Origin of the sequence: Aromatoleum toluvorans (assembly GCF_012910905.1) — a bacterium.
GTDB lineage: Bacteria > Pseudomonadota > Gammaproteobacteria > Burkholderiales > Rhodocyclaceae > Aromatoleum > Aromatoleum toluvorans.
The window spans coordinates 81,851-106,251 of record NZ_WTVN01000013.1 but is presented as its reverse complement, the minus strand read 5'-3'; the positions used below and the strand labels follow the sequence as shown (position 1 = coordinate 106,251).

Below are 24,401 nucleotides of genomic sequence, written 5' to 3'. Positions count from 1 at the left end.
CTACTTCGACCGACTCGGCGTGCCGCGGCTCTCATGACCTCAACTGCTCGAACCGCCCGGTGCGGACCCGCATGCCGGGTGGTGTGGGAGGGGATCGGTCAGGAAGCCTGACCGCCCCTATCCCGATTGCTGCCGGTTTTCAAACGGGCGCCAAAAAAACGCCCCGGTATCCTTTCGGACCCGGGGCGCACTTGCAGGGCGAACTGCGGATCAGAAGTAGTAGCCGATATTCGCGTAGAACGCCTTGTTCCACTTGTCCGCGCCGCCGGCCGCGGCACCGTTCACGAAGTCGCCGGTATAGGGGTCGTTCCTGCCCCAGCGCAGCTCGGTGTAGATGAACAGGGGGCCCGCGGTGAAGTGGGCACCGAGGTTGATGCGCTGGGAGTCCTTGAAGGCGGACTTGTCCTTCGCGACGACGCTGTAGTTCAGGTAAGGGGTGATGTTGCTGACCGGGCCGAAGGTCCAGGGCAGGGCGTAGTTCACCTCGGCCGAGTAGAAATTGGATTTCGACGCCACGTTGAAGGAGCCGTCATAGGCGCCGAAGGTGACGGCGTCGTTGCCCACCGCCGCCGGGTTGCGCGGCGACATGTCCTGGCGGCCGAGCTCGGCGAGTATGCCGAGTGCGCCGAACTTGCCGCCGTAGTGCAACGCGTAGGCCTTGCGCGTGCCGTCGTCGTCGGTGTCTTCGTTGTGCAGGGTCGAGTGCAGCGCGGAGACGCCCACTTCGGAGCTCGACTCGGCGCCATGCTCGAACTTGTAGGCCACCCGGCCGACGATCAGGTTGCGCTCCTTGTTGTTGCTGCCGCCGGTCACGTAGCTGTCGGCCTTCACGACGTTGACCGAGTAGCGGTTCGAGTCACGCGAAGTGCCGGCCCAGTCGCCGCCGTCCTGGGGGTAGAAGCCGACTTGCACGTCCAGCGCGCCGAATTTTTGCTGCACCTTGGCGCCCAGGTTGTGGACGTCCTCGAGGCCGATGACGTTGACGAGACTCTGGTAGAAGGTGCTGCTGACATAAGGCAGCAGGCCGAAGGGGACCTGGTTGATGCCGGCCACGACGCGCGTGTCCTCGCCCACCTTGTAGCCCAGCCACGCCCACGCGGGGAAGTTGATGCGCCCGATCTCCTTCGTGTAGTCGTACGGAAAGGCGCTGCCGTAGAAGCGGTACTGGGCCGAGCCGAAGAGCGTGGACGAGTCGTAATTGACGTCGATGCGGAAGGTGTCGAAGCTCAGCTTGCTGACCTTGTCGCCGTAGTCGCGGTAGTCGTAGCGCGCGCGCAGCGCACCGCCGATCTTGAGTTGGCCGTCGCCCTCGTCGGCGTGTGCCGGCGCGTAGGCCGATGCGATCAAGATCCCCGCAATTGCAGCGGGGAGTGCCGCCCTGCGGAATGGTGAGTGGCTCATCTTGTTGTCTCCTTGTGGACTGGTGCGGGTGTGGAAATGCAGGGGATGGCAAAGCAGCCGCTGCGGCCCGCGAACGCGGCAACGCGCGGATAGCCCGCTCTTTGGCGGTTAATTGCAACAAATCTTAGAATTTGCCCGCGGGGGAGAATGTGGTGCAGCGGACTTCAAATGTCCTTTTTTGGACGTATCGATGACGCTGCCGCACAGGTCGCTCAATTACACGCATTGGGGGAGCGCCAAATGGGGCCGAACCGGATCGGCGGACGCTGGCGTCGAAGTCGGCGAGGGCTCGCCGACGGGAAGGAATCAGCCGTTTGCCTGAATGCCGCTTTGATCCAGGAACCAGTCCCGGAAGCGGATCATGGCGCAATCGTCCGCCTTGTCCTCGCGGTAGGACAGGTAATGGTGAGTCTCTTCCAGCACCACTTCCTCTTCGACCGGCCTGACCAGCAGCCCCCGTTCGACCAGCGGTCCGACCAGGTGATCCCAGCCGAGGGCGACCCCCTGGTCACTGAGCACCATCTGAACGAGGAGGTTGTAATCGTTGGCGTTGAAGTAGTGGGGACCGCGGCGGACACGATCTTCCATGTCGAGGTGGTGAATGGCGAACCAGATCCCCCAATCGACGTGCTCGGCGACCTGCGAGCGCCCATAGGGACTCAGGTTGAGCAGTACGCCATCCCGCAGCCCCTCGAGGGTCCGGATGTCCGGATGCGCCTCCAGATAGCGCGGCGTGCATACCGGATAGATCCGGTCATGGAACAGCGGCACGCTGATGTAGCCGGGCCGTACGCGTGACATCTTGGTGATGAAGATATCGGGATGGATGCCCGGTTCCATCGAGAGGAAATTCTGGGTGGTGACCAGATTGAGATCGGTGTCCGGGTTCGCGCTGAAGAAGCTCGGGAGGCGGTGCGCCATCCACAGCGCCGAGAAGGCCGGCGAGCAGCACAGGGTCAGGCTGCGCCGCGGCCGCGCCGCCCGGCCCTCGTCCTCGCGGATCCGGTCCGCCGCCTGCGCGATGTTGATGAACGACAGCTGTGCGGCGTCGAAAAAGAGGGAGCCGGCGGTGGTCAGCTCGACCGAACGCCCGACGCGCTTGAACAGCGCCGTGCCGAGGTGATCCTCGAGCTCGCGGATCTGGCGGCTGACTGCCGCCTGAGTCACGCATAGCGTCTCCGCGGCCCGGGTAAAGCTCTGGTATCGCGCGGCGGCGACGAAACACTTCACTGCCCGCAGCGAGGGCATCTTGAGCAGGGTCTGGTCGGGATCGGCGGGCTTACTCATAACGCGAGGTTATCAGTTTTTTTCAGAAAAAGTCGATTGTGCGGGGAGGCACAGCGTAACTAGACTGGGGCAGTTACAAAATCAAAAAACGAGTGTTGATTCAACGCAAATCGGATCTCTCTGCGAGCCGTCGATCCCGCCCGGTTTATCGGCGGACCCAGGCGGCGGCAAGGGGGACCGAGCCCCACAGGAGGAGTTGTCAAAAGTGAGCAATCAAACCAAGACCGTCCGTTTCCTGCAACAGCGCAAGGCGCGTCATGGCCTTCCCGGTGAGCTTTACAGCGATCAGGATGCATATCGTGATGACCTGGAGCAGATCTGGCATAAGGAATGGATATTTGCCGCGCATACATTCGAACTCGAAAAAGCCGGGCACTATGTCACGCTCCAGATCGGAGATTATCCGATCGCCGTCGTGCGCGGGGCTGACGGCGAAATCCGCGCCTTCCACAACGCCTGCCGCCATCGCGGCTCCAGGGTTTGCAGCGAGGCGCACGGGAAAGCCGCCAAGCTGGTTTGCCCGTACCACAAATGGACTTACGATCTCGACGGGAAATTGCTGTTCGCCGGAAACATGGGCAGCAATTTCGACAAGCAGCAATACGGCCTGAAACCTGCCCACTGCGCAGTCGTGGAAAGCTACATCTTCGTTTGCGTCGCCGAAACGGCGCCCGATTTCGAGACGTTCCGCAAGGCCGTCACGCCATTCCTTGCCCCCCACAGCCTCGTTGACTGCAAGGTAGCCTACGAGGCCAGCATTGTGGAGAAGGGAAACTGGAAGCTGGTGTTCGAGAACAATCGCGAGTGCTATCACTGCGAAGGTTCCCACCCCGAACTGCTGAATTCCTTCGTCGAAAACCTCTCGGTCGCCGGGGTGGGGGGCGCGGAGGAGCCGGAGCTCGCGGCCTTCTGGGATCGTTGTGAAGCGAAGGGGCTGCCGAGCCGGCTCGTGATGGCCGAGAACGGCCAATTCCGCATGACGCGCATTCCGCTCGCACCGAACGCCGTCAGTTACACGATGGACGGAAAGCCGGCGGTGTCGCGCCGCCTCGATCAGAGCGGGGTGGAGAACATCGGCGCGCTGCTCTACTTCAACTACCCGTCGACCTGGAACCATTTTCTCGGCGATCACGCCCTGAGCTTCCGCGTCCTGCCCATGGGCCCGGACCAGACCCTGCTGACGACCAAGTGGCTGGTCCACAAGAATGCCGAGGCGGGGGTCGATTACGACATCGAGCACCTGACCCGCGTGTGGAAGGCGACGAACGACCAGGACCGCAGGCTCGTCGAGGGGACGCAGGCCGGCGTGAGCTCTCCCGCTTACGTGGCGGGCCCCTATTCGGACACCGCCGAGAACGGCCCCTGCCAGTTCGATGACTGGTATTGCGACACGATGCGCCGCAAGCTGAACGTCTGATTCCTTCCTCGGGGCCGGTATTCGTTGCCGGCCCCTTCAGCGGGTGCCAAAGGACGCCCGCGGCAATTCCCCGGTCCAGGTCGAATAGTTTGCCTTATCGACATAAGGTGTACTGATCGATTGATTACCGTGGGTTATCGAATACCCGACGAATACATCGTTGGACGTAGTCTCCCGCGGCCTATAACTTATAGGCAGACAAGAGGAGACGCTTCGGCGAATCTTTCCGGATATAAAAGGAGACGAGGTGGCAAATGAATAGGGACGACGACATCCTTGTGGTGAAGAACATCTTCAAGGTCTTCGGCGACCGGCCACAGGAGGCGCTGAAGATGCTGGAGAAAGGCGCCGACAAGGACGAGATTTTCAAGAAGACGGGGCAGGTGATCGGTGTTTTCGATGCCAATTTCACCGTGAAGCGCGGTGAAATCTTCGTCATCATGGGCCTGTCCGGATCCGGCAAATCGACGATGGTGCGGCTGTTCAATCGCCTGATCGAACCGACCTCCGGCAGCATCTATCTCAACGGCAAGGAAATCACCGGGCTCAATGACAAGCAGCTGCTCGATGTGCGGCGCAAGGAAATGAGCATGGTGTTCCAGTCCTTCGCGCTGATGCCGCACATGACGGTGCTGGAAAACGCCGCGTTCGGACTGGAGATCTCGGGCGTCGCCGAGAAGGAGCGCAATCGCCGGGCGCGCGAAGCGCTGGCGCAGGTCGGGCTGGCGGCGCACGAATATAGCTACCCGCATCAGCTGTCGGGCGGCATGCAGCAACGCGTCGGACTGGCGCGCGCGCTGGCCAACGACCCCAGCATCCTGCTGATGGACGAAGCCTTCTCGGCCCTCGATCCGCTCATCCGTACCGAAATGCAGGACGAGCTGATCCGTCTCCAGGCCGAGCACAAGCGCACGATCATCTTCATCTCCCACGACCTCGACGAGGCGATCCGCATCGGACACCGCATTGCGATCATGGAGGGCGGGCGCGTCGTCCAGGTCGGCACGCCGCAGGAGATCCTGAACAACCCGGCCGATGCCTACGTGGAGACCTTCTTCAAGAACGTCGATTCGTCGAAGGTTCTCAGGGCCGGCGACGTGGCGAAGTTCGAATCGGAGATCGTGGTTCGACAGACGAACGGCGCGACGCCCGAGGCGCCGGCGATTCCGTACGCGTTCATCGTCGACAACGACGGGCGCTTCCTGGGGGTTCTGGACAATTGCACCGGCCGCGCTGACGGGGCCCGCAAGCTGGCCCCGAAGGATCTGAGCGTCGTTCCCTTCGATACGCCTTTGCACGACGTCCTCGGACTCGCCGCCGCGGTGCCGTATCCGCTCCCCGTCGTGACGCGGGACGGGGCCTTGCACGGCACGATCTCGCGCGAATCGCTGCTGAAATCGCTCAGCCGCCACTGAGTCTTCGAAAAAACATCACAGATAGCAGGTAGGCAAGATGTCGGAATTCAATCTACTTGATCCGTTCCAGACCCTCCAGATCCCGCTCGGGGATTGGGTGGAGGCGAGTCTGACGTATTTCGTCCAGCATTTCCGCGACGTGTTTCGCGCGGTGCGCTGGCCCATCGACCAGGTGCTCAACGGTATCGAGAGCCTGCTCCTGTCGGTGCCCCCCACCATCGGCATCATCCTGGGCTCGCTGCTGGGCTGGCAGGTTGCCGGACGGCGCATGGGCATGCTGTGTGCCGTCACCCTCTTTTTCCTGGGCCTGATCGGCGTGTGGGCGGAGTCGATGACCACGCTGGCGCTGGTGCTCACCTCGGTCTTCTTCTGCGGTCTGTTCGGGGTGCCGCTGGGCATCCTGTGCGCACGCTACGATCGGCTGGAGAAGTTCATCAGGCCGGTGCTCGACGCGATGCAGACCTTGCCGGCCTTCGTGTACCTGGTGCCCGTCGTGATGCTGTTCGGCATCGGCAACGTGCCGGGCGTGCTGGTCACCATCGTGTTCGCGCTGCCGCCGCTGGTGCGCCTGACCAATCTCGGCATCCGCCAGGTTCCCGCGGACAAGATCGAGGCGGCGCGCGCCTTCGGCGCCACGCCCTGGCAGATGCTGACCCGGGTGCAGTTGCCGCTGGCCACGCAGACGATGATGGCCGGCCTGAACCAGACCCTGATGCTGTCGCTGTCGATGGTCGTGATCGCCTCGATGATCTCGGTCGGCGGCCTGGGGCAGATGGTGCTGCGCGGCATCGGCCGCCTGGACATGGGCCTGGCCACTGTCGGCGGTGTCGGCCTGGTGCTGCTGGCGATCTTCCTCGACCGCCTGACGCAGGCGATGGGCGAGCGCAGCGCCTCCACCGACATGACGCGGCGCTGGTACCAGCGGGGCCCCATCGGCCTGGGCCTGCGGCTCCTGCACCTGAACCACACGAAGCCCGGCCCCGTCCGGCACGCGCTGTAATTCACTTCCCGCTGCATAACCAAAAAGAGAGGTTAGGAGACTATGTTGTTCGATGCCGGCAACCTGATTCAGAAGATGGCCCGTGTCCTGACGGTCACTGCCGTCACCCTGCTGCCGATCCATGCGATGGCGGCCGCGCCCGACAAGCCGGGGCAGGGCAAGAGCGTCACGCCGATCTTTCCGCCGATCGCGGAGGAGCGCTTCCGCGGTGAAATCGCCATGGCCGGGCTGCGCGAACTGGGCTACACGGTGAAGGATCCCAAGGAGACCGAGTACCCGACGATGATGGTGGCCCTGTCGCAGGGTGACGCGGACTTCACGGTGCACCTGTGGGAAAAGCTGCACGACAAGTTCTACCAGAGGGCCGGCGGCGACGGCGCCATGATGAAGGTGGGGAACGTGATCCCCGGTGTGGTGCAGGGTTACCTGATCGACAAGAAGACTGCCGACAAGTACGGCGTCAAGTCCCTGGGCGACCTGAAGGATCCGAAGATCGCCAAGCTGTTCGATGCCAACGGCGACGGCAAGGCCGACCTGACCGGCTGCAACCCCGGCTGGGGCTGCGAACTGGTGACCGAGCACCACCTGAAGGCCTACGGACTGGAGCGCACGGTCACCCACAACCGCGGCTCCTACTTTGCCCTGATGGCCGACACCATCACGCGTTACAAGCAGGGGCAACCGATCCTCTACGTCACCTGGATGCCGCAGTGGATTTCCGGCGTGCTCGTCCCGGGCAAGGACGTGGTGTGGCTCGAGGTGCCGCGCACCGACCTGCCGGGCGGAGACAACAGCGTCAACACGATCGTGGATGGCAAGAATCTCGGCTTCGCGCTCGACACCGTCAAGGCGGTGCTCAACAAGGACTTTGCCAAGAAGAACCCCGCCGCGCGCGAATTCCTCGCGCACGTGCAGATCAGTGCCGACGACGAGAGTGCGCAGAACCTCAGGATGCAGAACGGGGAGAAGAGCGCTGAAGACGTCCGCCGCCATGCCGCCGAATGGGTGAAGCAGCACCGCGCGCAATTCGACGAATGGCTCGCCCAGGCGCGCGCCGCCAAGTAAGCAATCCGTATCGCCAGTGGTGTGACGAGGGGCCCGCGTCGCGGGCACCTCCGGCCCTTCGCATGCCTGATTTTCGTGTCTGGCCATGCGGCCAGGTGTGAGAGAGCAAATGTCCCTGTACTCGTTTGTCAAAGATTTCCATTTCGAGCAAGCCCCGCTTGCCACACGTCAGCTCGTTCTGATCAGCCTGCTGGATATCCTCGGTGTCGCGGCAGGCGCGCGCAACAACCAGACCAGCAGCATCCTTCGCCAGTACGCCATCGAGCATTACCCGGGCGCCACCGTCGCGAGCCGGATCCTGTTCGACGGGCACCGTGTCCATCCCCTCGGGGCCGCGTGGGCCGGCGGTTTCTGCGTCGACAGCCTCGATGCGCACGAAGGCCACTTCACGTCGAAGGGGCACGCCGGTGCGACCGTCGTGCCGGCGCTCCTGGCGCTCGCCGACGCGTACCGGGAGCAGGGCCATGCGATCAGCGGCGAGGAGTTCCTGAGCGCGCTGTGCATCGCCTACGAGACCGGGCTGCGCGCGGGCGCCGCGTTGATGGCGACGGCGCCCGAATACCATGCGTCGGGCGCCTTCTCGGGCGTCGGCGTCGTGTGCGGAGGCGCGCGGCTCCTCGGCCTCGACGAGCACACCTTCCGTCACGCGCTCGGGATCGCCGAGTACTTCGGGCCGCGCTGCCCGATGATGCGCCTCGTCGATCATCCTTCGATGCTGCGCGACGCGCATGGAGCGGGGGCGTACGCGGGCATCAACGCGCTGCTGCTTGCCCGTGCGGGCGTGACCGGTGCACCGGCAGAAACGGTCGAGCGGAGCGACGTGGCTCCGTACTGGCACGACCTCGGCGAGCGCTGGGAGATCGATGCGCAGTATTTCAAGCCGTGGCCGGTCTGCCGCTGGGCGCAGCCGGCGCTCACGGCGATGGAGGCGTTGCGCAGGGAGCATCCCGATATCCGCGCCGAGAACATCGAGCGCATCCGCGTCGAGACCTTCCACGAGTCGATGCGGCTTCAGGGGCACGCTCCCGCCAATGCCGACGAGGCCCAGTACGCCTTGGCCTTCCCCCTCGCGGCGCTGATCTGCCGCGGGCAGGTCGGGCCGGACGAGGTGACCGGCGAGGCGATCCATGCCCCGGATATTCGCGCGCTGAGTGCCCGCATCGAGATCGTCGAGGCCGATGACCTGTCGGAGCGTTTCCCCGAGGAGATCCTGTCGCGGGTCCATCTCCGGCTCAAGGACGGGCGCGAGTTGAGCAGCGTCACCACGGCCGCGAAGGGCGACCCCGCGACGCGCATGTCCGGGGAAGAGTTCCGGGAGAAGTTCCACCGCATGGCCCGCGGGGCGCTCCCCGAGGCGCAGAGCAAGGCCATCGAGCGCCAGGTGGCGGAGCTCGCAGCGAGCGCGAGCTGCGCGTCGCTGTTCGATCTGATCCTGAGCCGCACCGACGGATCGAAGGCAGGGCCGGGCAGCGAATCCGCGACAACGGAAACCGCCCTCGGCTGACCAGGGGCTGAGGACGCATCGGCGGGTTCGCCGGAGCGTCCCGTTCGCAGGGGCACATCCATGCCACTAGTCATGACATCGCGGCGACCGGAACCGGCGAAGGTTGCGCCGAAGATCCGCGTCGAGTCCTTGGCGGAGATCGATCACGGCGGACGTCCGGCGGACAGGATCCACGTTCCGTTCAGGAGCCTGCTGAAGCACAAGAATCTTCCCCACCTGCACGAGCGCGGCTGGACGGATTCCCGGGGCAGTGGCCGGCGCGTGTTCTTCGTCGTGCTCGATCACTTTTCGCTGATGGCCTTCACCGGGGCAGTGGACGCCCTGGTGACCACGAACCTCGTCAGCCGGGAGCCGCTGTTCGAGACGCTGGTCGTGAGTACCGACGGCGAAATGGCGGTCAGCGATCTGGGCATCGGCATCTCCGTGGACGGCGATCTCGCGGCGCTTCAGGTGCGGCGCGGCGATCTGCTCATCGTTTGCGGCGGGCTCCGGGTCCGGTTGCAGGGCTTGCCCGCACTCCGCTCCCAGCTGCTTGCGGCCCATGCTGCCGGGGCGACGCTCGGCGCCCTGTGGAACGGAGCCTTCTTCCTCGCCGATGCCGGCCTGCTCGACGGACACGAATGCGCCGTGCATCCGGATACGCGGGCGCTGATGGGCGAGCGATTCCCGCGAACACAGGTTTCGCGGCATTCCCACGTCCTGGATGGCAACCGGATGAGTTGCGCGGGTGCCAACAGCTCCCTCGCAATGATGCTGGCGTGGCTGCGGTGCGATTACGAGTCTTCGGTCGTCGATTCGGTCGAGGAAATATTGGGCTGCGACAAAAGCCATGAGGTCATGGGGGCGCCGGCAGATCGGGATCCCACTTTGCCGCAGGCCCTGAAATTGGCCCTGGAATTGATGCACAACAATATCGACGAGCCGCTCGCGATCGAGGAAATAGCCGAATTATCCGATTTGTCGAGGCGGCAGCTGGACCGGCATTTCAATCGCCATCTGGGTGCCTCGCCGTCACGGTATTACCTGGAATTGCGCGTGACCCATGCGCGCCAGCTTTTGCAGCACTCGAACGAGCCGATCGCGGAAATTGCCGTTGCCAGCGGATTTGCAAGCATCTCGCACTTCTGCCAATGCTTCCGGCAATTCTTTCATGTCGCCCCCGGCAAATTCCGGCTCCAGCAGTTCGCAAGATAGCCGGACACGAATTGGCCCTTATTGAATCTGCCGGTCGACGTTCGATTCATAACGCCCATTCATGAATTGCCGGGACGAAATGTTGATTGTCCCGTTTGTCCGACGAAATTAAGATTTTTTCGCCCCCATACCCCTTGAAGAATAGCTACCAGGAGACGCAATGAATTTCGATGGCATCTGGACTCCCGTCGCAACCGCTTTTGCCGAAGACGGTTCCATCAATTACAACATCGTCGGAAAGACGATCGACCGCCTGATCGAGCAGGGCGTGCACGGCCTGATCGTCGGCGGCACCACCGGCGAGTACTACGCGCTGAGCAAGGACGAGCGCAAGCGCCTGTTCGACTACGTCGCCGACCACGTCAAAGGTCGCCTGCCGCTGATGGCGGGGATCAACGCCACGACGACGGAAGAGAGCCTGGAGCTGGGTCGTCATGCGAAGGCCGCCGGCTTCGGTTCCATCCTCGTCGCCGCACCGTACTACTGCCAGCCCACGCAGGACGAACTGCTCGCGCACGTGCGCTGCGTCGATGACGCGCTGGGCCTGCCGATCATGCTCTACAACTTCCCGGACCGCACCGGCACGCCGATGAGCTTCGAGTTCATCAACGCGCTGCGCGACCGCCCGAACGTGCAGGCGATCAAGGAGAGCACGGGTTCGATCCAGCGCATGCACACGCTCGCCACCGAACACGCCGACCAGCTGCAGCTGAGCTGCGGCATGGATGACCAGATCCTGGAATTCTTCGTGTGGGGCGCGCGCAGCTGGGTATGCGGCGCGTCCAACTTCCTCGCGCCCGAGCACGTCGCGCTGTATCAGGCCTGCGTCGTCGAACGCGACTTCGTCAAGGGCCGCGAGCTGGCCGCGCGCATCATGCCGATGCTGAACCTGCTCGAACAGGGCGGCAAGTTCTGCCAATACGTCAAGTTCGGCTGCGAACTGGCGGGTCTGCCGGTCGGCCCCGCGCGTCGTCCGCTGCTGCCGCTGGGCGAGGCCGAGAAGGCCGCGTTCAAGCGCGCTTACGACACGCTGGTTTCTTTCCGCGGTTAAGGACCGGCGGCGGAGGCGCTTCACATGCAGCTCAAATGCAATTTTCTGCCCCAGGACGATGGGCGCTGTGGCTGGTACGAGATGCTGCCTCCGCCTCCCCCGTCGAAGCCGCTGAAGGGCGATATCAAGGCCGACTGGGTGGTGCTCGGCGCGGGCCTGTCGGGCCTCGCGGCGGCACGCCGGCTGGCCGAACTCCAGCCGAACGCGTCCATCGCGGTGGTGGATGCGCGTCGCGTGGGCTTCGGCGCGTCGGGGCGCAACTCCGGCTTCATGGTCGACCTGCCGCACGACCTCACGAAGCACGATTACACCGGTGACCAGTCTGCCGACTTGGCGCAGATCCGCCTCAACCGCGCCGCGATCGACTACGTGCGCGGCATCGTCAAGACGCACGGGATCGAGTGCGACTGGCGCGAGCAGGGCAAGCTGCACGGCGCCGTGGAGCCACGCGGCGAGCGGGCGCTGGAGGGCTTCGCGAAGGGCCTGTCGGCGCTCGGCGAGCCTTACAGCGTGCTCGACGCCCGGCAGATGAAGGCGGTGACGGGAACGGACTTCTACCGCGCGGGCGTGCACGCGCCCGGTTGCGTGCTGGTCCAGCCGGCGGCGCTCGTGCGCGGGCTCGGCGCGACGCTGCCCGAGAACGTGCGCGTGTACGAGGACACCGCGGTGCGCGAGATCGTGGTCGGCAAGCCGCACAAGCTCGTCACCGACCAGGGGCGCATCACCACGCCGCGCCTCATCCTGGCGAACAACGCTTATGCCGCGCAGTTCGACAAGCTCGGGCTGAAAGGCCTGATGCTGCCGATCTATACCTACGGCAGCCTGACCCGGCAGCTCACGCCGGACGAGCTCGCGCGGCTCGGCGGCGAGGAGAGCTGGGGCCTGATCCCCGCCGACCCGATGGGAACGACCGTGCGCCGTATTGCCGGCGGTCGCATCTGCATCCGCAACTCCTTCACCTACAACCCCGACGTCAGTGCCGGTTCGAGCCGCCTCGAACGCGTGCGCGAATCCCACCGCCGTTCTTACGAGCGGCGATTCCCGATGCTGTCCGGCATCGAGTTCGAATACACCTGGGGTGGCGCACTGTGCCTGTCGCGCAATGGCGGCGCGCCCTTCGGCGAGATCGCTCCCGGTGTGTTCAGTGCCGTGGGCTGCAACGGACTGGGCCTGACGCGCGGCACGATCGGCGGAAAACTCATCGCCGAATACGCGCTCGGCAGCAAGAGCGAACTGCTCGACATCCTGCTGCAACAGCCCAAGCCGGTCGCCAATCCCCCCGAGCCGCTGCTCGGCATCGGGGTGCGCTCGACCCTGATGTGGAAAGAGTGGCAGGCCGGCGTCGAACTTTAATCATTACAACGGAGGAGAATCCAATGACCGATACCCTGACCCGCGACGCGATCGCGCAAAAGATCAAGCGCCTCGAGTACCGCAACATGGCCTTCATCGATGGCCACTTCGTGCCCGCCCGCTCGGGCAAGACCTTCCCGACCCTGAACCCCGCGACCGGCGAAGTCCTGACCGAAGTCGCCGCGTGTGACACCGAGGACGTCGACCTCGCGGTCAAGGCGGCCCGCCGCGCCTTCGACTTGGGCGTGTGGTCGCGCCTCGCGCCCGCCGAGCGCAAGGCGATCATGAAGCGCTTTGCCGACCTGATCGACGAACATCGCCTGGAACTCGCGATCCTCGAGTCGCTGGAAGCGGGCAAGCCGATCGGTGAATGCTTCAACGTCGACATCCCCGACACCGCCAACACCATCCGCTGGAACGCCGAGACGGCCGACAAGCTCTACGACGCGGTCGCCCCGACCGCGCCGGACGTGGTCGCGACCGTCCGCCGCGAGCCGCTCGGCGTCGTCGGCGCGGTGCTGCCGTGGAACTTTCCCGCCATGATGGTGGGGTGGAAGCTGGGCCCGGCGCTGGTCACCGGCAACTGCGTCATCGTGAAACCCGCCCAGCTCACGTCGCTGACCACCATCCGCATCGCCGAACTCGGCCATCAGGCGGGCATCCCGGCCGGCGTGCTGAACGTCGTGCCGGGACTCGGCAGCACGGCGGGCCAGGCGCTGGGCATGCATCCGGACGTCGACCTGATCGCCTTCACCGGTTCCACCGCGGTGGGCCGCCGCTTCCTCGAATACTCGGCCGCGACCAATCTCAAGCGCGTGGCGCTGGAACTGGGCGGCAAGAATCCCCAGGTCGTCATGCCCGACGTGAGCGACCTCAAGACCGTCGCGAGCAATGTCCTCGCCTCCGCCTTCTGGAACATGGGGGAGAACTGCTCGGCGGGCTCGCGCCTGATCGTGCACCGCTCCATCAAGGACGCGCTGCTCGACGAAATGCTGGTCCAGCTCGAGACCGAATGGAAGACCGGCGATCCGCTGGATCCGGAAGTGCGGCTCGGCGCGCTGATCCAGAAGGATCACATGGACAAGGTGCTGGGCTTCATCGATCGGGCCAAGGCGGCAGGCCTGACGGCGCTGACCGGCGGGGAGCAGATCCTCGAGGAAACCGGCGGCTATTTCGTCGCGCCGACGATCTTCGATGATGTGCCCACGGATGCCGAAATCGCGCGCGAGGAAATCTTCGGGCCGGTGCTCGCGGTGATCCCCTTCGACACCGAGGATGAGGCCATCGCCATCGCCAACGACACCTGCTACGGGCTGGCAGCCTCGCTGTGGAGCGACGATCTCAGCACCGTCCACCGCATGTCGGCGGCCATCCGCGCCGGCACGGTTTCCGTCAACTGCTTCTCGGAAGGCGACATCACGACCCCCTTCGGCGGGTACAAGCAGTCCGGTTTCGGCGGGCGCGACAAGTCCGTGTATGCCCACGAGCACTACACCGAGCTGAAGACGACCTGGATCAAGGTGGGTTGACGTCAGGGCCTGCCGGAATCGAAACTGATTTCCGGCAGGCGCGCCCCAATCGGTAGGCCAAGACAAGAGCCGTACCTGCCGTCCCCCGGACGACGATCGGCCGTACAGGAACTCCCCCCATGCTCAGCCTCACCAGCTCCGAATTCCTCAACCCCGTCAATACCCAGACCTGGGCCAACGGCCGCCATGTCGTGCGTTGTCGCAAGGTCATCCAGGAAACCCACGACGTCCGCACCTTCTGCTTCAGCATGGAGGAGCCGGTGCTGTTCTTCTTCAAGCCCGGCCAGTTCGTGACGCTGGAGCTGGAGATCGACGGCAGGCAGGTGATGCGCTCGTACACGATCTCCAGCGCGCCCTCGATTCCCTACAGCTTCTCGATCACGGTGAAGCGCGTGCCGGGCGGCCAGGTGTCGAACTGGCTGCACGACAACCTGGAGGAGGGCAGCGTTGTCGCCGTGCATGGGCCGGTCGGGCAGTTCAACTGCATCGATTATCCCGCGCGGAAGGTGCTGTTCCTCTCGGGCGGTGTCGGCATCACGCCGGTGATGTCGATGGCGCGCTGGTTCTTCGACACGAATTCCGAAGTGGACATGGTGTTCGCGCACAGCGCGCGCGCGCCGAAGGACGTCATCTACCGCGCCGAGCTCGACTACATGTCGACGCGGATCGAGAACTTCAAGCTGCATCTGATCTCCGAGCGCACCGAGATCGGTCACGTATGGAGCGGTTATCGCGGCTACCTGACGCGCGCGATGCTGGACCTCATCGCCCCCGACTTCCTCGAACGCGAGGTCTTCTGCTGCGGCCCGACGCCCTACATGCGCGCGGTGCGCCACCTGCTGCAGGAGGCGGGCTACGACTTTGCGCGCTACCACGAGGAATCCTTCGGTGCGACGCCTGAAGCGGACATCGCGGTCGCGGAGGAGCATGCCGCCGAGGCGCATGAACATGAGGGGGCAGCGCAGGAAACGTACTGCGTCACCTTCAAGGAGTCGGGGAAATCGGTCCAGGCGGGCGCTGGAATCACCCTGCACGCCGCTGCCGCCAAGGCCGGCGTCACCATCCCCAAGGCCTGCGGCATGGGCATCTGCGGCACCTGCCGGGTGAAGGTGCTGGAAGGCAAGACCGAGATGGCGCACAACGGCGGCATCACCGACGAGGAAATCGCCGAAGGCTACGTGCTGAGCTGCTGCACCAAGGCGGCCTCGGACGTCAGCGTCGAGTACTAGCCGGGACGGGAGCCGCTCCCGCCCCACGGGGCAATCGCATGAACGAATCGTAGGGCGGAAGAACGCTGCGCTTTCCGCCGCAGGCATCGCATGACGATGCACGCCATGCGGCGGATAACGCTGGCTTATCCGCCCTGAGAATCTCCAATCCGCCAACGTCGCCCGTCCGCGGTCTAAGATGAATCAGCGGCAATGCGCCGGTGCGCTTGGGGGAGACGATCATGCAGAGTTCGACTCGATTGCCGTCGGACGTGGAGGCGCTGCAGCGGCTCCATCGCGCGCTGCGCACCCTCAGCGCAAGCAATCGCGCACTGCTGCGCGCCGAGGACGAAGACAGGCTCTATCACGAGTTCTGCCGTATCGCAGTCGAGGAGGGCGGTTACCGCCTCGCTTGGGTCACACGGGCGGAAAACGACGAAGCGAAGACCGCACGGGCGATCGCCAGCGCGGGTGTCGACGAAGGCTACCTCGAATCCGTGCAGGTCAGCTGGGCGGAGGACACGCCCCTGGGGCGGGGGCCGACCGGCACCGCGATCAGGACCGGCAAGCCTTCCGTGATGCAGAACATCCAGACGGACCCGTACGCCACCCCCTGGCTCGAAACCGACCTCGCACACCGGTTCCGGTCCTTCATCGCTCTGCCCTTGCACGTCGAGGGCGTGGTGATCGGAACGATCACGATAGGCGCCCCCGAGGCCGACGCGTTCAGCGACGACGAGGTCGCGCTGCTCACCGAGACGGCCGACGACCTCTCGTTCGGCATCGAGACGCTGCGGCTGCGCGCCCGCCATCGCGCGGCCGAGGAGACGATCAGGCAGATGGCGTATTTCGACGCGCTGACGGGGCTGCCCAACCGCCTGCAGCTGCACGACCAGCTACGGGCCGCGGTCGACGTCGCCCGCGGCGCGAATCGTCCGTTCGCGGTGCTCCACCTGCAGATCGGCAGCCTGCGCGAAATCACCGAGGCGCTGGGCTACCGCGAGAGCGACCTGCTGCTGCAGGAAATTGCCGGGCGGCTGTGTGCCATCGAAGCGACCGGGAACGTCGCGCGCGCAGCGGAGGATGCCTTCGTGATCGTGCTTGCGCGCGGCGATGCGGAGGCCGCCCGCGATCATTCGCAGCGCATCCTGGCGGCGCTCGCCGCGCCCGTCCAGCTTTCGGGTTTGCTGCTCGATGCACGCGCCACCATCGGCGTCACGCTGTACCCCGGACATGGCGACGAGCCCGAGGCCTTGTTGCGCCGCGCGGCGATCGCGAACTTCCGCGCCCGCCAGACCGGGCGGCGCTATCTCTTTTATGCAGGAGGGCTGGACACGGAGTGCACGCACCGCCTGGAGCTCATGGGCGAGTTGCGCCGTGCGATAGAAGGCGAGGAACTGCGCCTGTTCTGCCAGCCCAAGGTCGAGATCCGCTCGGGCCGCGTGTCGGGGGTCGAAGCGCTGGTCCGGTGGGATCACCCGCGTCTGGGCCTGATCGATCCGGGGGCATTCATCGGGCTCGCGGAGAGCGCCGGGCTGATTACGCCGCTCACCTATTGGGTACTGAGGGCGGCGCTGCGCGAGGGCTACGCGTGGCACGCGGCCGGGCTCGCCGTGCCGCTGGCCGTGAACCTGTCGCCGCACGACCTGCGCGACCCGCTGCTCCTCGACCACGTGAGCGACGCGCTCGCGACGTGGGGCGCCGCGCCGGACTGGGTCGCGTTCGAGATCACCGAAGGCGCGTTGATGGACGACCCCATCGGCGCGCGCGACAGGCTTGTCGCGCTGAAGAAGCTGGGTGTCGAGCTGTCGATCGACGACTTCGGCACCGGGTATTCATCGCTTGCCTACCTGCAGAAGCTGCCGATCGATGCGATCAAGATCGACCAGTCGTTCGTGTCCGGCATGGCCAGTAGCGAGGACTCGTCCGTGATCGTGCGCTCGACGATCGACATGGCGCACAACCTCGGCCTGCGGGTCGTCGCCGAGGGCGTCGAGACCCGCACGATCGCCGAGCGGCTCGGGCAGCTGGGTTGCGAGGCTGCGCAGGGGTATTACATCAGCCGCCCGATGCCGGTCGCGCAGTATCCGGCCTGGAGTGCCGCGTTCTCGTGGGCGCAGTGAGCCGCGCCTGCGGGCGGGCTCGCGGCCGGCTTCAATCGGTCGGCGACAAGGCGAGGGCGGTGCGTGCGGCGCCCGCCGCATAAACGGAGCCCGTGACGCACATCAGCGAATCGGACGGCACGCGGACGAGCGTTTCGCTGACCGCCGCCAGCGGATCCTCGACGACACGCACGGGGAGTCCGGGGAAGTGCAGTCTGATCCAGTCGGCAATCGCCGACGGTTCGAGCGAGCGCTGACGGTCGGCGCGCGTGACGACGAAGGCGCTCGCCTTCGCGGCGAATATCGGCAGCAGTCCTGCGAGATCCTTCCCGGACGAAATGGAGATGACCATGTGTCGCTCGCGGCAGTCGAGAGCGTCCAGCGAGTGCATCAGGGCGCGCGCGGAGGATTCGGTGTGCGCCCCGTCCGCGATGACCCACGGGCGGCGTCCGAGGATTTCGGTCCGCCCCGGCAGCGCGACCTGCGCCAGGCCACGGCGCGCGGCGTCCGCGAGTTGCGGCAGGGGCAGCAGCCCCGCGTGCAGGATGCACGCGAGCGCCATCGCGGCGTTACCGGCGAGATGGCGGCCCAGCACCGGTAGCGTGAGGTCCAGCGCCAGGGGGCCGCATTCGGCGTGCATGATCACGCCATCGGCGGAAGTCCGCGTCACGTCCGCGGTGAAGTCGATGCCGAGGCGATGCAGCGGGGCCGCGCAGCGCGTCGCCTGCGCCTCCACCACCGCGAGCGCCTCGCGGGGGAGGTCGCCGATCACGACAGGCACTGCAGGCTTGATGATTCCCGCCTTCTCGCCGGCAATCGCGGCGAGCGTGGTGCCCAGGCGGTCGGTGTGCTCGAGCTCGATGCTGGTGATGCAGGACACGAGCGGCGTGATGACGTTGGTCGGATCCAGGCGTCCGCCCAGCCCGACTTCGATCAGCGCCACGTCGACCCCGGCGTTTTCGAACAGCGCGAAGGCGGTCGCCGTCGCGAAGTCGAAGAAGCTTGGCGGGTGTGCATTGCCCTGCAGCCCGGCGAAATGGGGGCGGACGCGCTCCACCGCGGCGACGAATTCCGCTTCGCCGACTTCCTGCCCGCCAACGCGGTAGCGCTCGCTCCAGCGCTGCAGGTGCGGCGACGTGTAGGTGCCGACGCGCAGGCCGGCCGCGCCGAGGACCGCCTCGCACAGCAGGGCGGTGCTGCCCTTGCCCTTCGAACCGGCAACATGGATGCAGCGCAGCGTGCGCTGCGGGTTGCCGATGCGGGCAAGCAGCTCGCCCATCGGCTGCAGGGTGAGCGCGTCCGGCGGCCGCGGACGGGACAGCTCGGCCGCCACGAGCGCTTCGATCAGCCGCACCACGTCGCCGAGGTGGCGCAGCGGTTGGGCGACGACGTCCGCGAGGCCGGGCGGAGGGTTCATCCCCACGCGGCCTCCATCAAGCCCTGCGGCACGGGCAGGCCATGCTGGCGGCAGGCGGCTTCCAGCGTGTTGAGCAGCAGGCAGGCGATGGTCATCGGCCCGACGCCGCCCGGCACCGGCGTGATCGCACCGGCGACTTCGACGGCGCTGTCGAAGACCACGTCGCCGACCAGCCGCCCTTTGCCGTCCGGCGTGTCGATGCGGTTGATGCCGACGTCGATCACCGTCGCACCGGGCTTGATCCAGTCGCCGGGAACCATGCGCGGCCGGCCCACCGCGGCGACGAGGATGTCGGCGCGCCGGCATTCGTCCGCCAGGTCGCGCGTCTTCGAATGAGCGACGGTCACCGTGCAGCTCTCGCGCAGCAGCAGCGCGGCCATCGGCTTGCCGACGATGTTCGAACGCCCCAGCACGACCGCGCGCAGGCCCGCGAGGTCGCCCAGCCGGTGCTTGAGCAGCATCAGGCAGCCCAGCGGCGTGCAGGGCACCATGCCGTCGCCGCCGGTCGCCAGCGCGCCCGCGTTGACGGGATGGAAGCCGTCGATGTCCTTGTCCGGGCGGATCGCGTTGATGACGCGGTCGGCGTCGACCTGCGGCGGCAGCGGCAGCTGCACGAGGATGCCGTGCACCGCCGGGTCGTCGTTGAGCCGCTCGATCAGTTCCAGCACCTTTTCCTGCGGCACGCTGTACGGCAGCCGGTATTCGAACGAGGCCATCGCCGCTTCGCGCGCCTGGCGCGCCTTGTTGCGCACATACACCTGGCTGGCCGGATCCTCGCCGACGAGGATCACGGCGAGGCCCGGGGTGACGAGATGCTGTTCGCGCAGACGCACGACGTGGCGGCCGATCTCGGCACGCAGGTGCTCGGCGGCGCGCTTGCCGTCGATGATCGCGGCGCTCATCGGAACACCACGGTCTTGTTGCCGGTGAGGAAGACGCGGTGCTCGATGTGGTATTTGACGGCGCGGGCGAGCGCGAGGCACTCGGTGTCGCGGCCGACGGCGACGAGGTGCTCGGGCTGGTAGGTGTGATCGACGCGCTCGACGGCCTGCTCGATGATCGGGCCTTCGTCCAGATCGGAGGTCACGTAGTGCGCGGTGGCGCCGATCAGCTTCACGCCGCGGTCATGCGCCTGGTGATACGGCTTGGCGCCCTTGAAGCCGGGCAGGAAGGAGTGGTGGATGTTGATCGCGCGCCCCGAGAGCTTGTGGCACAGGTCCTCGGACAGCACCTGCATGTAGCGCGCGAGCACGACCAGGTCGGAGCCGGTCTCGGCGACGATCTCGAGCAGGCGGGCTTCCTGCGCGGCCTTGGTTTCCGGCGTCACCGGCAGGTGATGGAAGGGGATGCCGTGCCAGTCGGCGAGGCGCTTGAGGTCCGGATGGTTCGACACGATCGCCGGCACTTCCATCTTCAGCTCGCCGGTGCGAAGCCGGTAGAGCAGGTCGTCGAGGCAGTGGTCGAACTTCGACACCATCAGCAGCACCTTCGGGCGCGCCAGCGTGTCGTGCATCTCCCACGTGAAGTCTTCTTCGGCGCGCGGCAATTCGTTGCCGAAGGCGCGCTTGAGCTCGTCGAAGGACGGCGTGCGGCCCGACGTCGTCGAGAACACCGTGCGCACGAAGAAACGCCCGGTGAGGATCTCGTCGAATTGCTGCATCTCCATGATGTAGCAGTGGCGCTCGGCCAGGAAGCTCGAGATGCGGGCGACCGTGCCGATCACGCCCTTGCAGCTCGCCTTGAGTACGTAAATGTTCTTGCCTTCGGTCATTACCGACATCGCGCGTCTCCTCTTTGTCATATGGTTGGCCGTTGCGGACGATGTCATCCGTCCGGCGTTTGGCTGTCGCCCAATTTAGTCTTCCGGGGAGCGCTTGCCTGTCTGGTTACGACAAATTCGGATCGCCTCACGACACCCGCGCCCGCGCTGGCAAAGGCGTCCAGCGCGGGGACATCGGGCTGTCGCGTTTGGACATGGGGGGGTCGTTGAGACGCCTGCCAGTTGCGGGGGCTACGCCTAACCTGTGCCGCATCGGGTCCGCTGCGCTCGGCACCCGCAACGACCTGAAGGAGAAGACGACATGGCGGAACAGTTCGACGACGAGGATTTCGACCTGGCGGCATTGCCCGATGACGAGCTCATCGAGCAAGTGCACGACGATCTCTACAACGGCCTGCGCGACGAGATCGTGGAGGCGACCAACATCCTGCTGTCGCGCGGCTGGAGCGCGAGCCGGGTGCTCGACGAGGCGCTGGTCGAAGGCATGCGCATCGTCGGCGTGGATTTCCGCGACGGCATCCTGTTCGTGCCCGAAGTGCTGATGGCGGCCAATGCGATGAAGGGCGGCATGGAGATCATCCGCCCGCTGCTCGCGGACACCGGCGCCGAGACGGTCGGCAAGATCGTGATCGGCACGGTCAAGGGCGACATCCACGACATCGGCAAGAACTTGGTGGCGATGATGATGGAAGGCGCGGGCTTCGAGGTCATCGACATCGGTATCAACATCCCGGTCGAGACCTACATCGAGGAACTCGAGAAGCACAAGCCGGACATCCTGGGCATGTCGGCGCTGCTGACGACGACGATGCCGTACATGAAGGTCGTGATCGACACGCTGAAGGAAAAGGGCCTGCGCGACGACTACATCGTGCTGGTCGGCGGCGCCCCGTTGAACGAAGCGTTCGGCAAGGCCGTCGGGGCCGATGCCTACTGCCGCGACGCGGGGGTCGCGGTCGAGACCGCCAAGGCGCTCATCCAGCAGCGACGCGCGGCCTGACGGCAGACGACGGGACGCGGACGTGGACCCCGTACTGATCATCGCCTGCGGCGCGCTCGCCCGCGAGCTGAAGGCCGTGATCGCTGCGAACGGGTGGCAGCACGTACAGCTGCAGTGCCTGCCCGCGGACCTCCACAACCGCCCGGAGCGCATCCCCGAGGCGGTGCGCGAAAAGATCCGCGCGGGGCGGGCGCGTTTCACGCGCATCCTCGTCGGTTATGCCGACTGCGGCACGGGCGGGCTGCTCGACCGCGTGCTCGAAGAGGAAGGCGTCGAGCGCCTGCCGGGCGCGCACTGCTACGAGTTCTACGCCGGCACGCAGGCCTTCACGGCGCTCGCCGACGCGGAGCCGGGCAGCTTCTACCTCACGGATTTCCTCGTGCGGCACTTCGAGCGCCTCGTGATCCGGGAACTCGGCATCGAACGTCACCCCGAGCTCGCGTCGATGTATTTCGGCAACTACCGCCGCCTGGTCTACCTGGCGCAGGCCGAGGATGCGCAGTTGCACGAGCAGGCGCGGCAGGCCGCGGCGCGACTCGGGCTCGAGTTCCATTACCAATTCACCGGCTACGGCGGCCTCCACACGGCCATCGTCCGGTTCCAACGCCAGCAGGGGCGCGACGCCCGTACGGAGCAGGTTTCATGGCAAAGCTGATTGTTGTGCAGTGGCGTGACATCCCTGCGCAGGTAATCGTCAAGAACGGCCGGGAGAGCGCGAAGGCTCAGCTCTCCGAGCGCTTCCAGGTCGCGATCGACCGCGCCGCGATGCGCGCCGGCAAGGGCAGCTCCGAGGCCTACCTCGAAGACTGGCAGCGACTGCCGCCACGCGAGTGCAGCGGCGACCTGCAGGCCGAAGCGGCTGCCGAGGCTGCGCGCATCGAGGCGCGGTTCAGCGACGGGGATCTGGAAGCGCTGGTCCGGGCGAAGGGCGTAGCGGCCGATCGGAGCGCAGCGAACGATTGATTGGGCACGGTCGCTCCCTCCCCTTCAAGGGGAGGGCTGGGGTGGGGATGGGTTTAGCACCACGGAAACCCATCCCCCTCCTGTCCTCCCCCTTGAAGGGGGAGGAACCGAATCCCAATAAAACGACATCGACAAACAGCCACGCCCACCGCGCCAACGGCGGTGGCGGACGAAGGAGACATTCATGTACGCAGTACGCCGGTGGGTGGTCCGACACTCACGGGGTTTCGAGATCATCTACAACGCCTTCGAGCCGGTCATCACGCGGCTCGATCCGCTGTGGCGCCGTGTCGGATACGCGCGCGCGGAGCGGCCGGTCGCAAAGGTCGAGAAGGCCATCAAGGGCTTCCTGTTCGACTGCAAGATGTGCGGCCAGTGCGCCCTGAGCTCCACGGGCATGTCCTGTCCGATGAATTGCCCCAAGACGCTGCGCAACGGGCCCTGCGGCGGCGTGCGCGCGAATGGGCACTGCGAGGTCAAGCCGGAGATGAAGTGCGTGTGGGCGGAAGCTTGGGCCGGCAGCCAGCACATGAAGTCCGGCAGGAAGATCCACGTCGTGCAGAAGCCGGTCGATAACCGCTTCCGCGACACCTCGTCCTGGCTGCGCGTGGTGCGCCAGATCGCCGAGAAACGCGCCGCGCAGGGAGAGCAGAAATGATTTTCGACGACGAACCGACACCCGGCGAAGGACTGCCGATCCTGCCAGGGCACGTTTCCCCCGGGCGCCTCGAACGCGTGCTGCGTGCCGGCAAGTTCGCGGTGACTTCCGAGATCGACCCGCCCGATTCGGCCGATCCGGACGAAGTGTTCAAGCGCGCCGCGATCTTCGACGGCTACGTCGACGCGATCAACGCGACCGACGGTTCCGGTGCCAACTGCCACATGTCCAGTGTCGGCGTGTGCGCGCTGCTGACGCGCCGCGGCTACGCGATGGTGATGCAGATCTCCTGCCGCGACCGCAACCGCATCGCGATCCAGGGCGAGATCCTGGGCGGGGCGGCGATGGGCGTCGCCAACATCATGTGCCTGACGGGCGACGGCGTGCAGGCGGGCGACCATCCGCAGGCGAAGCCCGTGTTCGACCTCGACTCGATGTCGCTGCTGGAGGTCGCGCGGGCGATGCGCGACGAGCAGCGCTTCCAGAGCGGCCGCAAGCTCGACACGCCGCCGCGCGTGTTCCTCGGCGCCGCCGAGAACCCCTTCGCGCCGCCCTTCGACTGGCGTCCGCATCGTCTCGCGAAGAAGGTCGCCGCGGGCGCGCAGTTCATCCAGACGCAGTACTGCTACGACATCCCGCGCCTGAAGACCTTCATGTCGCAGGTGCGCGACCTGGGCCTGCTCGAAGGGCCGAACCGTGTGTTCATCATGCCCGGCGTCGGCCCCCTCGCATCCGCCAAGAGCGCCACCTGGATCCGCGAGCACGTGCCCGGTGTGCATATCCCGGACAGCGTCATCAAGCGCCTGGCAGGTGCGGAGAAGCAGAAGGCCGAAGGCAGGAAGCTGTGCATCGACCTGATCCAGGAGATCCGCGAGATCGAAGGCGTCAGCGGCGTGCATGTGATGGCCTACCGCCAGGAAGAGGCGGTCGCCGAAATCATCCAGAGCTCCGGCGTGCTCGAGGGGCGCGTGCCGTGGTATCCGGGGCGGGACCGGCAGCTTCAAAGGCAGGCGGTGGGGGCCTGACCGGCAATCCGCCACGAATACAGCGCTGGCCG

Annotated in this window: 21 protein-coding genes and 1 pseudogene; 17 read left to right on the top strand and 5 right to left on the bottom strand. The window is 65.9% G+C overall.

All coding sequences use genetic code 11. The annotated features are described in order from the left end of the window. Positions 1 to 210 precede the first annotated feature (210 nt). Together GPA22_RS10585 and GPA22_RS10580 are read right to left on the bottom strand one after the other, a co-directional pair. Entirely contained in the window at positions 211 to 1,401 is a 1,191-nt protein-coding gene (locus GPA22_RS10585; protein WP_169256034.1) for a hypothetical protein, read from the bottom strand. 306 nt (positions 1,402 to 1,707) lie between these two features. Next, positions 1,708 to 2,688: a LysR family transcriptional regulator gene (locus GPA22_RS10580; protein ID WP_169256033.1), complete on the bottom strand. Its 981-nt coding sequence runs from the start codon at positions 2,686 to 2,688 to the stop codon at positions 1,708 to 1,710. Positions 2,689 to 2,893: 205 nt separating this feature from the next. Between GPA22_RS10580 and GPA22_RS23090 the strand changes: the two are divergent. From GPA22_RS23090 to GPA22_RS10525, 12 genes and pseudogenes are all read left to right on the top strand, one after another. Then, positions 2,894 to 3,187 (top strand): annotated as a pseudogene (locus GPA22_RS23090) (Rieske 2Fe-2S domain-containing protein); the annotation flags it as partial. A gap of 75 nt (positions 3,188 to 3,262) precedes the next feature. Beyond that, complete coding sequence (locus GPA22_RS22760; RefSeq protein WP_246264250.1) at positions 3,263 to 4,105, top strand: RHO alpha subunit C-terminal catalytic domain-containing protein; 843 nt, start codon at positions 3,263 to 3,265, stop codon at positions 4,103 to 4,105. A gap of 254 nt (positions 4,106 to 4,359) precedes the next feature. Next, positions 4,360 to 5,520 carry a glycine betaine/L-proline ABC transporter ATP-binding protein ProV gene (gene proV, locus GPA22_RS10570; RefSeq protein ID WP_169256032.1) on the top strand — a complete coding sequence of 387 codons (1,161 nt, stop codon included), beginning with the start codon at positions 4,360 to 4,362 and terminating at the stop codon, positions 5,518 to 5,520. A 37-nt stretch (positions 5,521 to 5,557) separates the two neighbouring features. Further along, positions 5,558 to 6,520 carry a glycine betaine/L-proline ABC transporter permease ProW gene (proW, locus tag GPA22_RS10565; RefSeq protein WP_169256031.1) on the top strand — a complete coding sequence of 321 codons (963 nt, stop codon included), beginning with the start codon at positions 5,558 to 5,560 and terminating at the stop codon, positions 6,518 to 6,520. A gap of 42 nt (positions 6,521 to 6,562) precedes the next feature. Further along, entirely contained in the window at positions 6,563 to 7,585 is a 1,023-nt protein-coding gene (gene proX / locus GPA22_RS10560; protein ID WP_246264248.1) for a glycine betaine/L-proline ABC transporter substrate-binding protein ProX, read from the top strand. 109 nt (positions 7,586 to 7,694) lie between these two features. After that, positions 7,695 to 9,089 (top strand): MmgE/PrpD family protein, encoded by a 1,395-nt coding sequence (locus tag GPA22_RS10555; protein ID WP_169256030.1) that lies wholly within the window; start codon positions 7,695 to 7,697, stop codon positions 9,087 to 9,089. Between the two features lie 60 nt (positions 9,090 to 9,149). Further along, positions 9,150 to 10,283 (top strand): GlxA family transcriptional regulator, encoded by a 1,134-nt coding sequence (locus tag GPA22_RS10550; RefSeq protein WP_211169053.1) that lies wholly within the window; start codon positions 9,150 to 9,152, stop codon positions 10,281 to 10,283. Between the two features lie 160 nt (positions 10,284 to 10,443). Next, positions 10,444 to 11,334 carry a dihydrodipicolinate synthase family protein gene (locus GPA22_RS10545; RefSeq protein WP_169256029.1) on the top strand — a complete coding sequence of 297 codons (891 nt, stop codon included), beginning with the start codon at positions 10,444 to 10,446 and terminating at the stop codon, positions 11,332 to 11,334. Positions 11,335 to 11,358: 24 nt separating this feature from the next. After that, positions 11,359 to 12,687 (top strand): NAD(P)/FAD-dependent oxidoreductase, encoded by a 1,329-nt coding sequence (locus tag GPA22_RS10540; RefSeq protein ID WP_169256028.1) that lies wholly within the window; start codon positions 11,359 to 11,361, stop codon positions 12,685 to 12,687. Between the two features lie 23 nt (positions 12,688 to 12,710). After that, positions 12,711 to 14,216 (top strand): aldehyde dehydrogenase, encoded by a 1,506-nt coding sequence (locus GPA22_RS10535; protein ID WP_169256027.1) that lies wholly within the window; start codon positions 12,711 to 12,713, stop codon positions 14,214 to 14,216. Between the two features lie 119 nt (positions 14,217 to 14,335). Then, positions 14,336 to 15,445, top strand: a complete 1,110-nt coding sequence (locus tag GPA22_RS10530; RefSeq protein ID WP_169256026.1) for an FAD-binding oxidoreductase — start codon at positions 14,336 to 14,338, stop codon at positions 15,443 to 15,445. A 221-nt stretch (positions 15,446 to 15,666) separates the two neighbouring features. Next, positions 15,667 to 17,547, top strand: coding sequence for a putative bifunctional diguanylate cyclase/phosphodiesterase (locus tag GPA22_RS10525; protein ID WP_169256025.1), 1,881 nt, complete (start codon positions 15,667 to 15,669; stop codon positions 17,545 to 17,547). Positions 17,548 to 17,578: 31 nt separating this feature from the next. Here the strand turns inward: GPA22_RS10525 and GPA22_RS10520 are convergent, their stop codons facing one another. The 3 genes from GPA22_RS10520 to purU are packed head-to-tail and all read right to left on the bottom strand — an operon-like array spanning position 17,579 to position 20,723. Then, positions 17,579 to 18,943 carry a bifunctional folylpolyglutamate synthase/dihydrofolate synthase gene (locus tag GPA22_RS10520; RefSeq protein ID WP_169256024.1) on the bottom strand — a complete coding sequence of 455 codons (1,365 nt, stop codon included), beginning with the start codon at positions 18,941 to 18,943 and terminating at the stop codon, positions 17,579 to 17,581. Then, the gene (gene folD / locus GPA22_RS10515; RefSeq protein ID WP_169256023.1) at positions 18,940 to 19,845 is read right to left on the bottom strand and encodes a bifunctional methylenetetrahydrofolate dehydrogenase/methenyltetrahydrofolate cyclohydrolase FolD; all 906 of its coding nucleotides are present in this window, start codon (positions 19,843 to 19,845) and stop codon (positions 18,940 to 18,942) included. Before folD ends, GPA22_RS10520 begins: the two co-directional genes overlap by 4 nt. After that, positions 19,842 to 20,723, bottom strand: coding sequence for a formyltetrahydrofolate deformylase (gene purU / locus GPA22_RS10510; RefSeq protein ID WP_169256022.1), 882 nt, complete (start codon positions 20,721 to 20,723; stop codon positions 19,842 to 19,844). Before purU ends, folD begins: the two co-directional genes overlap by 4 nt. 301 nt (positions 20,724 to 21,024) lie before the next feature. Here purU and GPA22_RS10505 point away from each other — a divergent pair, with 301 nt between their 5' ends. The 5 genes from GPA22_RS10505 to GPA22_RS10485 all read left to right on the top strand — a co-directional run bounded on the left by GPA22_RS10505 (position 21,025) and on the right by GPA22_RS10485 (position 24,369). Further along, positions 21,025 to 21,723, top strand: a complete 699-nt coding sequence (locus GPA22_RS10505) for a corrinoid protein (RefSeq protein WP_169256006.1) — start codon at positions 21,025 to 21,027, stop codon at positions 21,721 to 21,723. Positions 21,724 to 21,745: 22 nt separating this feature from the next. Then, on the top strand, positions 21,746 to 22,378 hold the full coding sequence (locus GPA22_RS10500; RefSeq protein WP_343036011.1) for a DUF1638 domain-containing protein: 633 nt from the start codon (positions 21,746 to 21,748) through the stop codon (positions 22,376 to 22,378). Next, complete coding sequence (locus GPA22_RS10495; RefSeq protein WP_169256020.1) at positions 22,366 to 22,686, top strand: virulence factor; 321 nt, start codon at positions 22,366 to 22,368, stop codon at positions 22,684 to 22,686. The genes GPA22_RS10500 and GPA22_RS10495 overlap by 13 nt, the downstream gene beginning before the upstream one ends. 184 nt (positions 22,687 to 22,870) lie before the next feature. After that, positions 22,871 to 23,344: a methylenetetrahydrofolate reductase C-terminal domain-containing protein gene (locus GPA22_RS10490; protein WP_169256019.1), complete on the top strand. Its 474-nt coding sequence runs from the start codon at positions 22,871 to 22,873 to the stop codon at positions 23,342 to 23,344. Further along, entirely contained in the window at positions 23,341 to 24,369 is a 1,029-nt protein-coding gene (locus tag GPA22_RS10485) for a methylenetetrahydrofolate reductase (protein ID WP_169256018.1), read from the top strand. The genes GPA22_RS10490 and GPA22_RS10485 overlap by 4 nt, the downstream gene beginning before the upstream one ends. Positions 24,370 to 24,401: the final 32 nt, after the last annotated feature.

Excerpts from the sequence above, each read along its gene's own strand:
- GPA22_RS10585 (WP_169256034.1), bottom strand. The coding sequence starts at position 1,401 with ATGAGCCACTCACCATTCCGCAGGGCGGCACTCCCCGCTGCAATTGCG.
- GPA22_RS10580 (WP_169256033.1), bottom strand. The coding sequence starts at position 2,688 with ATGAGTAAGCCCGCCGATCCCGACCAGACCCTGCTCAAGATGCCCTCG.
- GPA22_RS22760 (WP_246264250.1), top strand. The coding sequence starts at position 3,263 with ATGGGCAGCAATTTCGACAAGCAGCAATACGGCCTGAAACCTGCCCAC.
- proV (WP_169256032.1), top strand. The coding sequence starts at position 4,360 with ATGAATAGGGACGACGACATCCTTGTGGTGAAGAACATCTTCAAGGTC.
- proW (WP_169256031.1), top strand. The coding sequence starts at position 5,558 with ATGTCGGAATTCAATCTACTTGATCCGTTCCAGACCCTCCAGATCCCG.
- proX (WP_246264248.1), top strand. The coding sequence starts at position 6,563 with ATGTTGTTCGATGCCGGCAACCTGATTCAGAAGATGGCCCGTGTCCTG.
- GPA22_RS10555 (WP_169256030.1), top strand. The coding sequence starts at position 7,695 with ATGTCCCTGTACTCGTTTGTCAAAGATTTCCATTTCGAGCAAGCCCCG.
- GPA22_RS10550 (WP_211169053.1), top strand. The coding sequence starts at position 9,150 with ATGCCACTAGTCATGACATCGCGGCGACCGGAACCGGCGAAGGTTGCG.
- GPA22_RS10545 (WP_169256029.1), top strand. The coding sequence starts at position 10,444 with ATGAATTTCGATGGCATCTGGACTCCCGTCGCAACCGCTTTTGCCGAA.
- GPA22_RS10540 (WP_169256028.1), top strand. The coding sequence starts at position 11,359 with ATGCAGCTCAAATGCAATTTTCTGCCCCAGGACGATGGGCGCTGTGGC.
- GPA22_RS10535 (WP_169256027.1), top strand. The coding sequence starts at position 12,711 with ATGACCGATACCCTGACCCGCGACGCGATCGCGCAAAAGATCAAGCGC.
- GPA22_RS10530 (WP_169256026.1), top strand. The coding sequence starts at position 14,336 with ATGCTCAGCCTCACCAGCTCCGAATTCCTCAACCCCGTCAATACCCAG.
- GPA22_RS10525 (WP_169256025.1), top strand. The coding sequence starts at position 15,667 with ATGCAGAGTTCGACTCGATTGCCGTCGGACGTGGAGGCGCTGCAGCGG.
- GPA22_RS10520 (WP_169256024.1), bottom strand. The coding sequence starts at position 18,943 with ATGAACCCTCCGCCCGGCCTCGCGGACGTCGTCGCCCAACCGCTGCGC.
- folD (WP_169256023.1), bottom strand. The coding sequence starts at position 19,845 with ATGAGCGCCGCGATCATCGACGGCAAGCGCGCCGCCGAGCACCTGCGT.
- purU (WP_169256022.1), bottom strand. The coding sequence starts at position 20,723 with ATGTCGGTAATGACCGAAGGCAAGAACATTTACGTACTCAAGGCGAGC.
- GPA22_RS10505 (WP_169256006.1), top strand. The coding sequence starts at position 21,025 with ATGGCGGAACAGTTCGACGACGAGGATTTCGACCTGGCGGCATTGCCC.
- GPA22_RS10495 (WP_169256020.1), top strand. The coding sequence starts at position 22,366 with ATGGCAAAGCTGATTGTTGTGCAGTGGCGTGACATCCCTGCGCAGGTA.
- GPA22_RS10490 (WP_169256019.1), top strand. The coding sequence starts at position 22,871 with ATGTACGCAGTACGCCGGTGGGTGGTCCGACACTCACGGGGTTTCGAG.
- GPA22_RS10485 (WP_169256018.1), top strand. The coding sequence starts at position 23,341 with ATGATTTTCGACGACGAACCGACACCCGGCGAAGGACTGCCGATCCTG.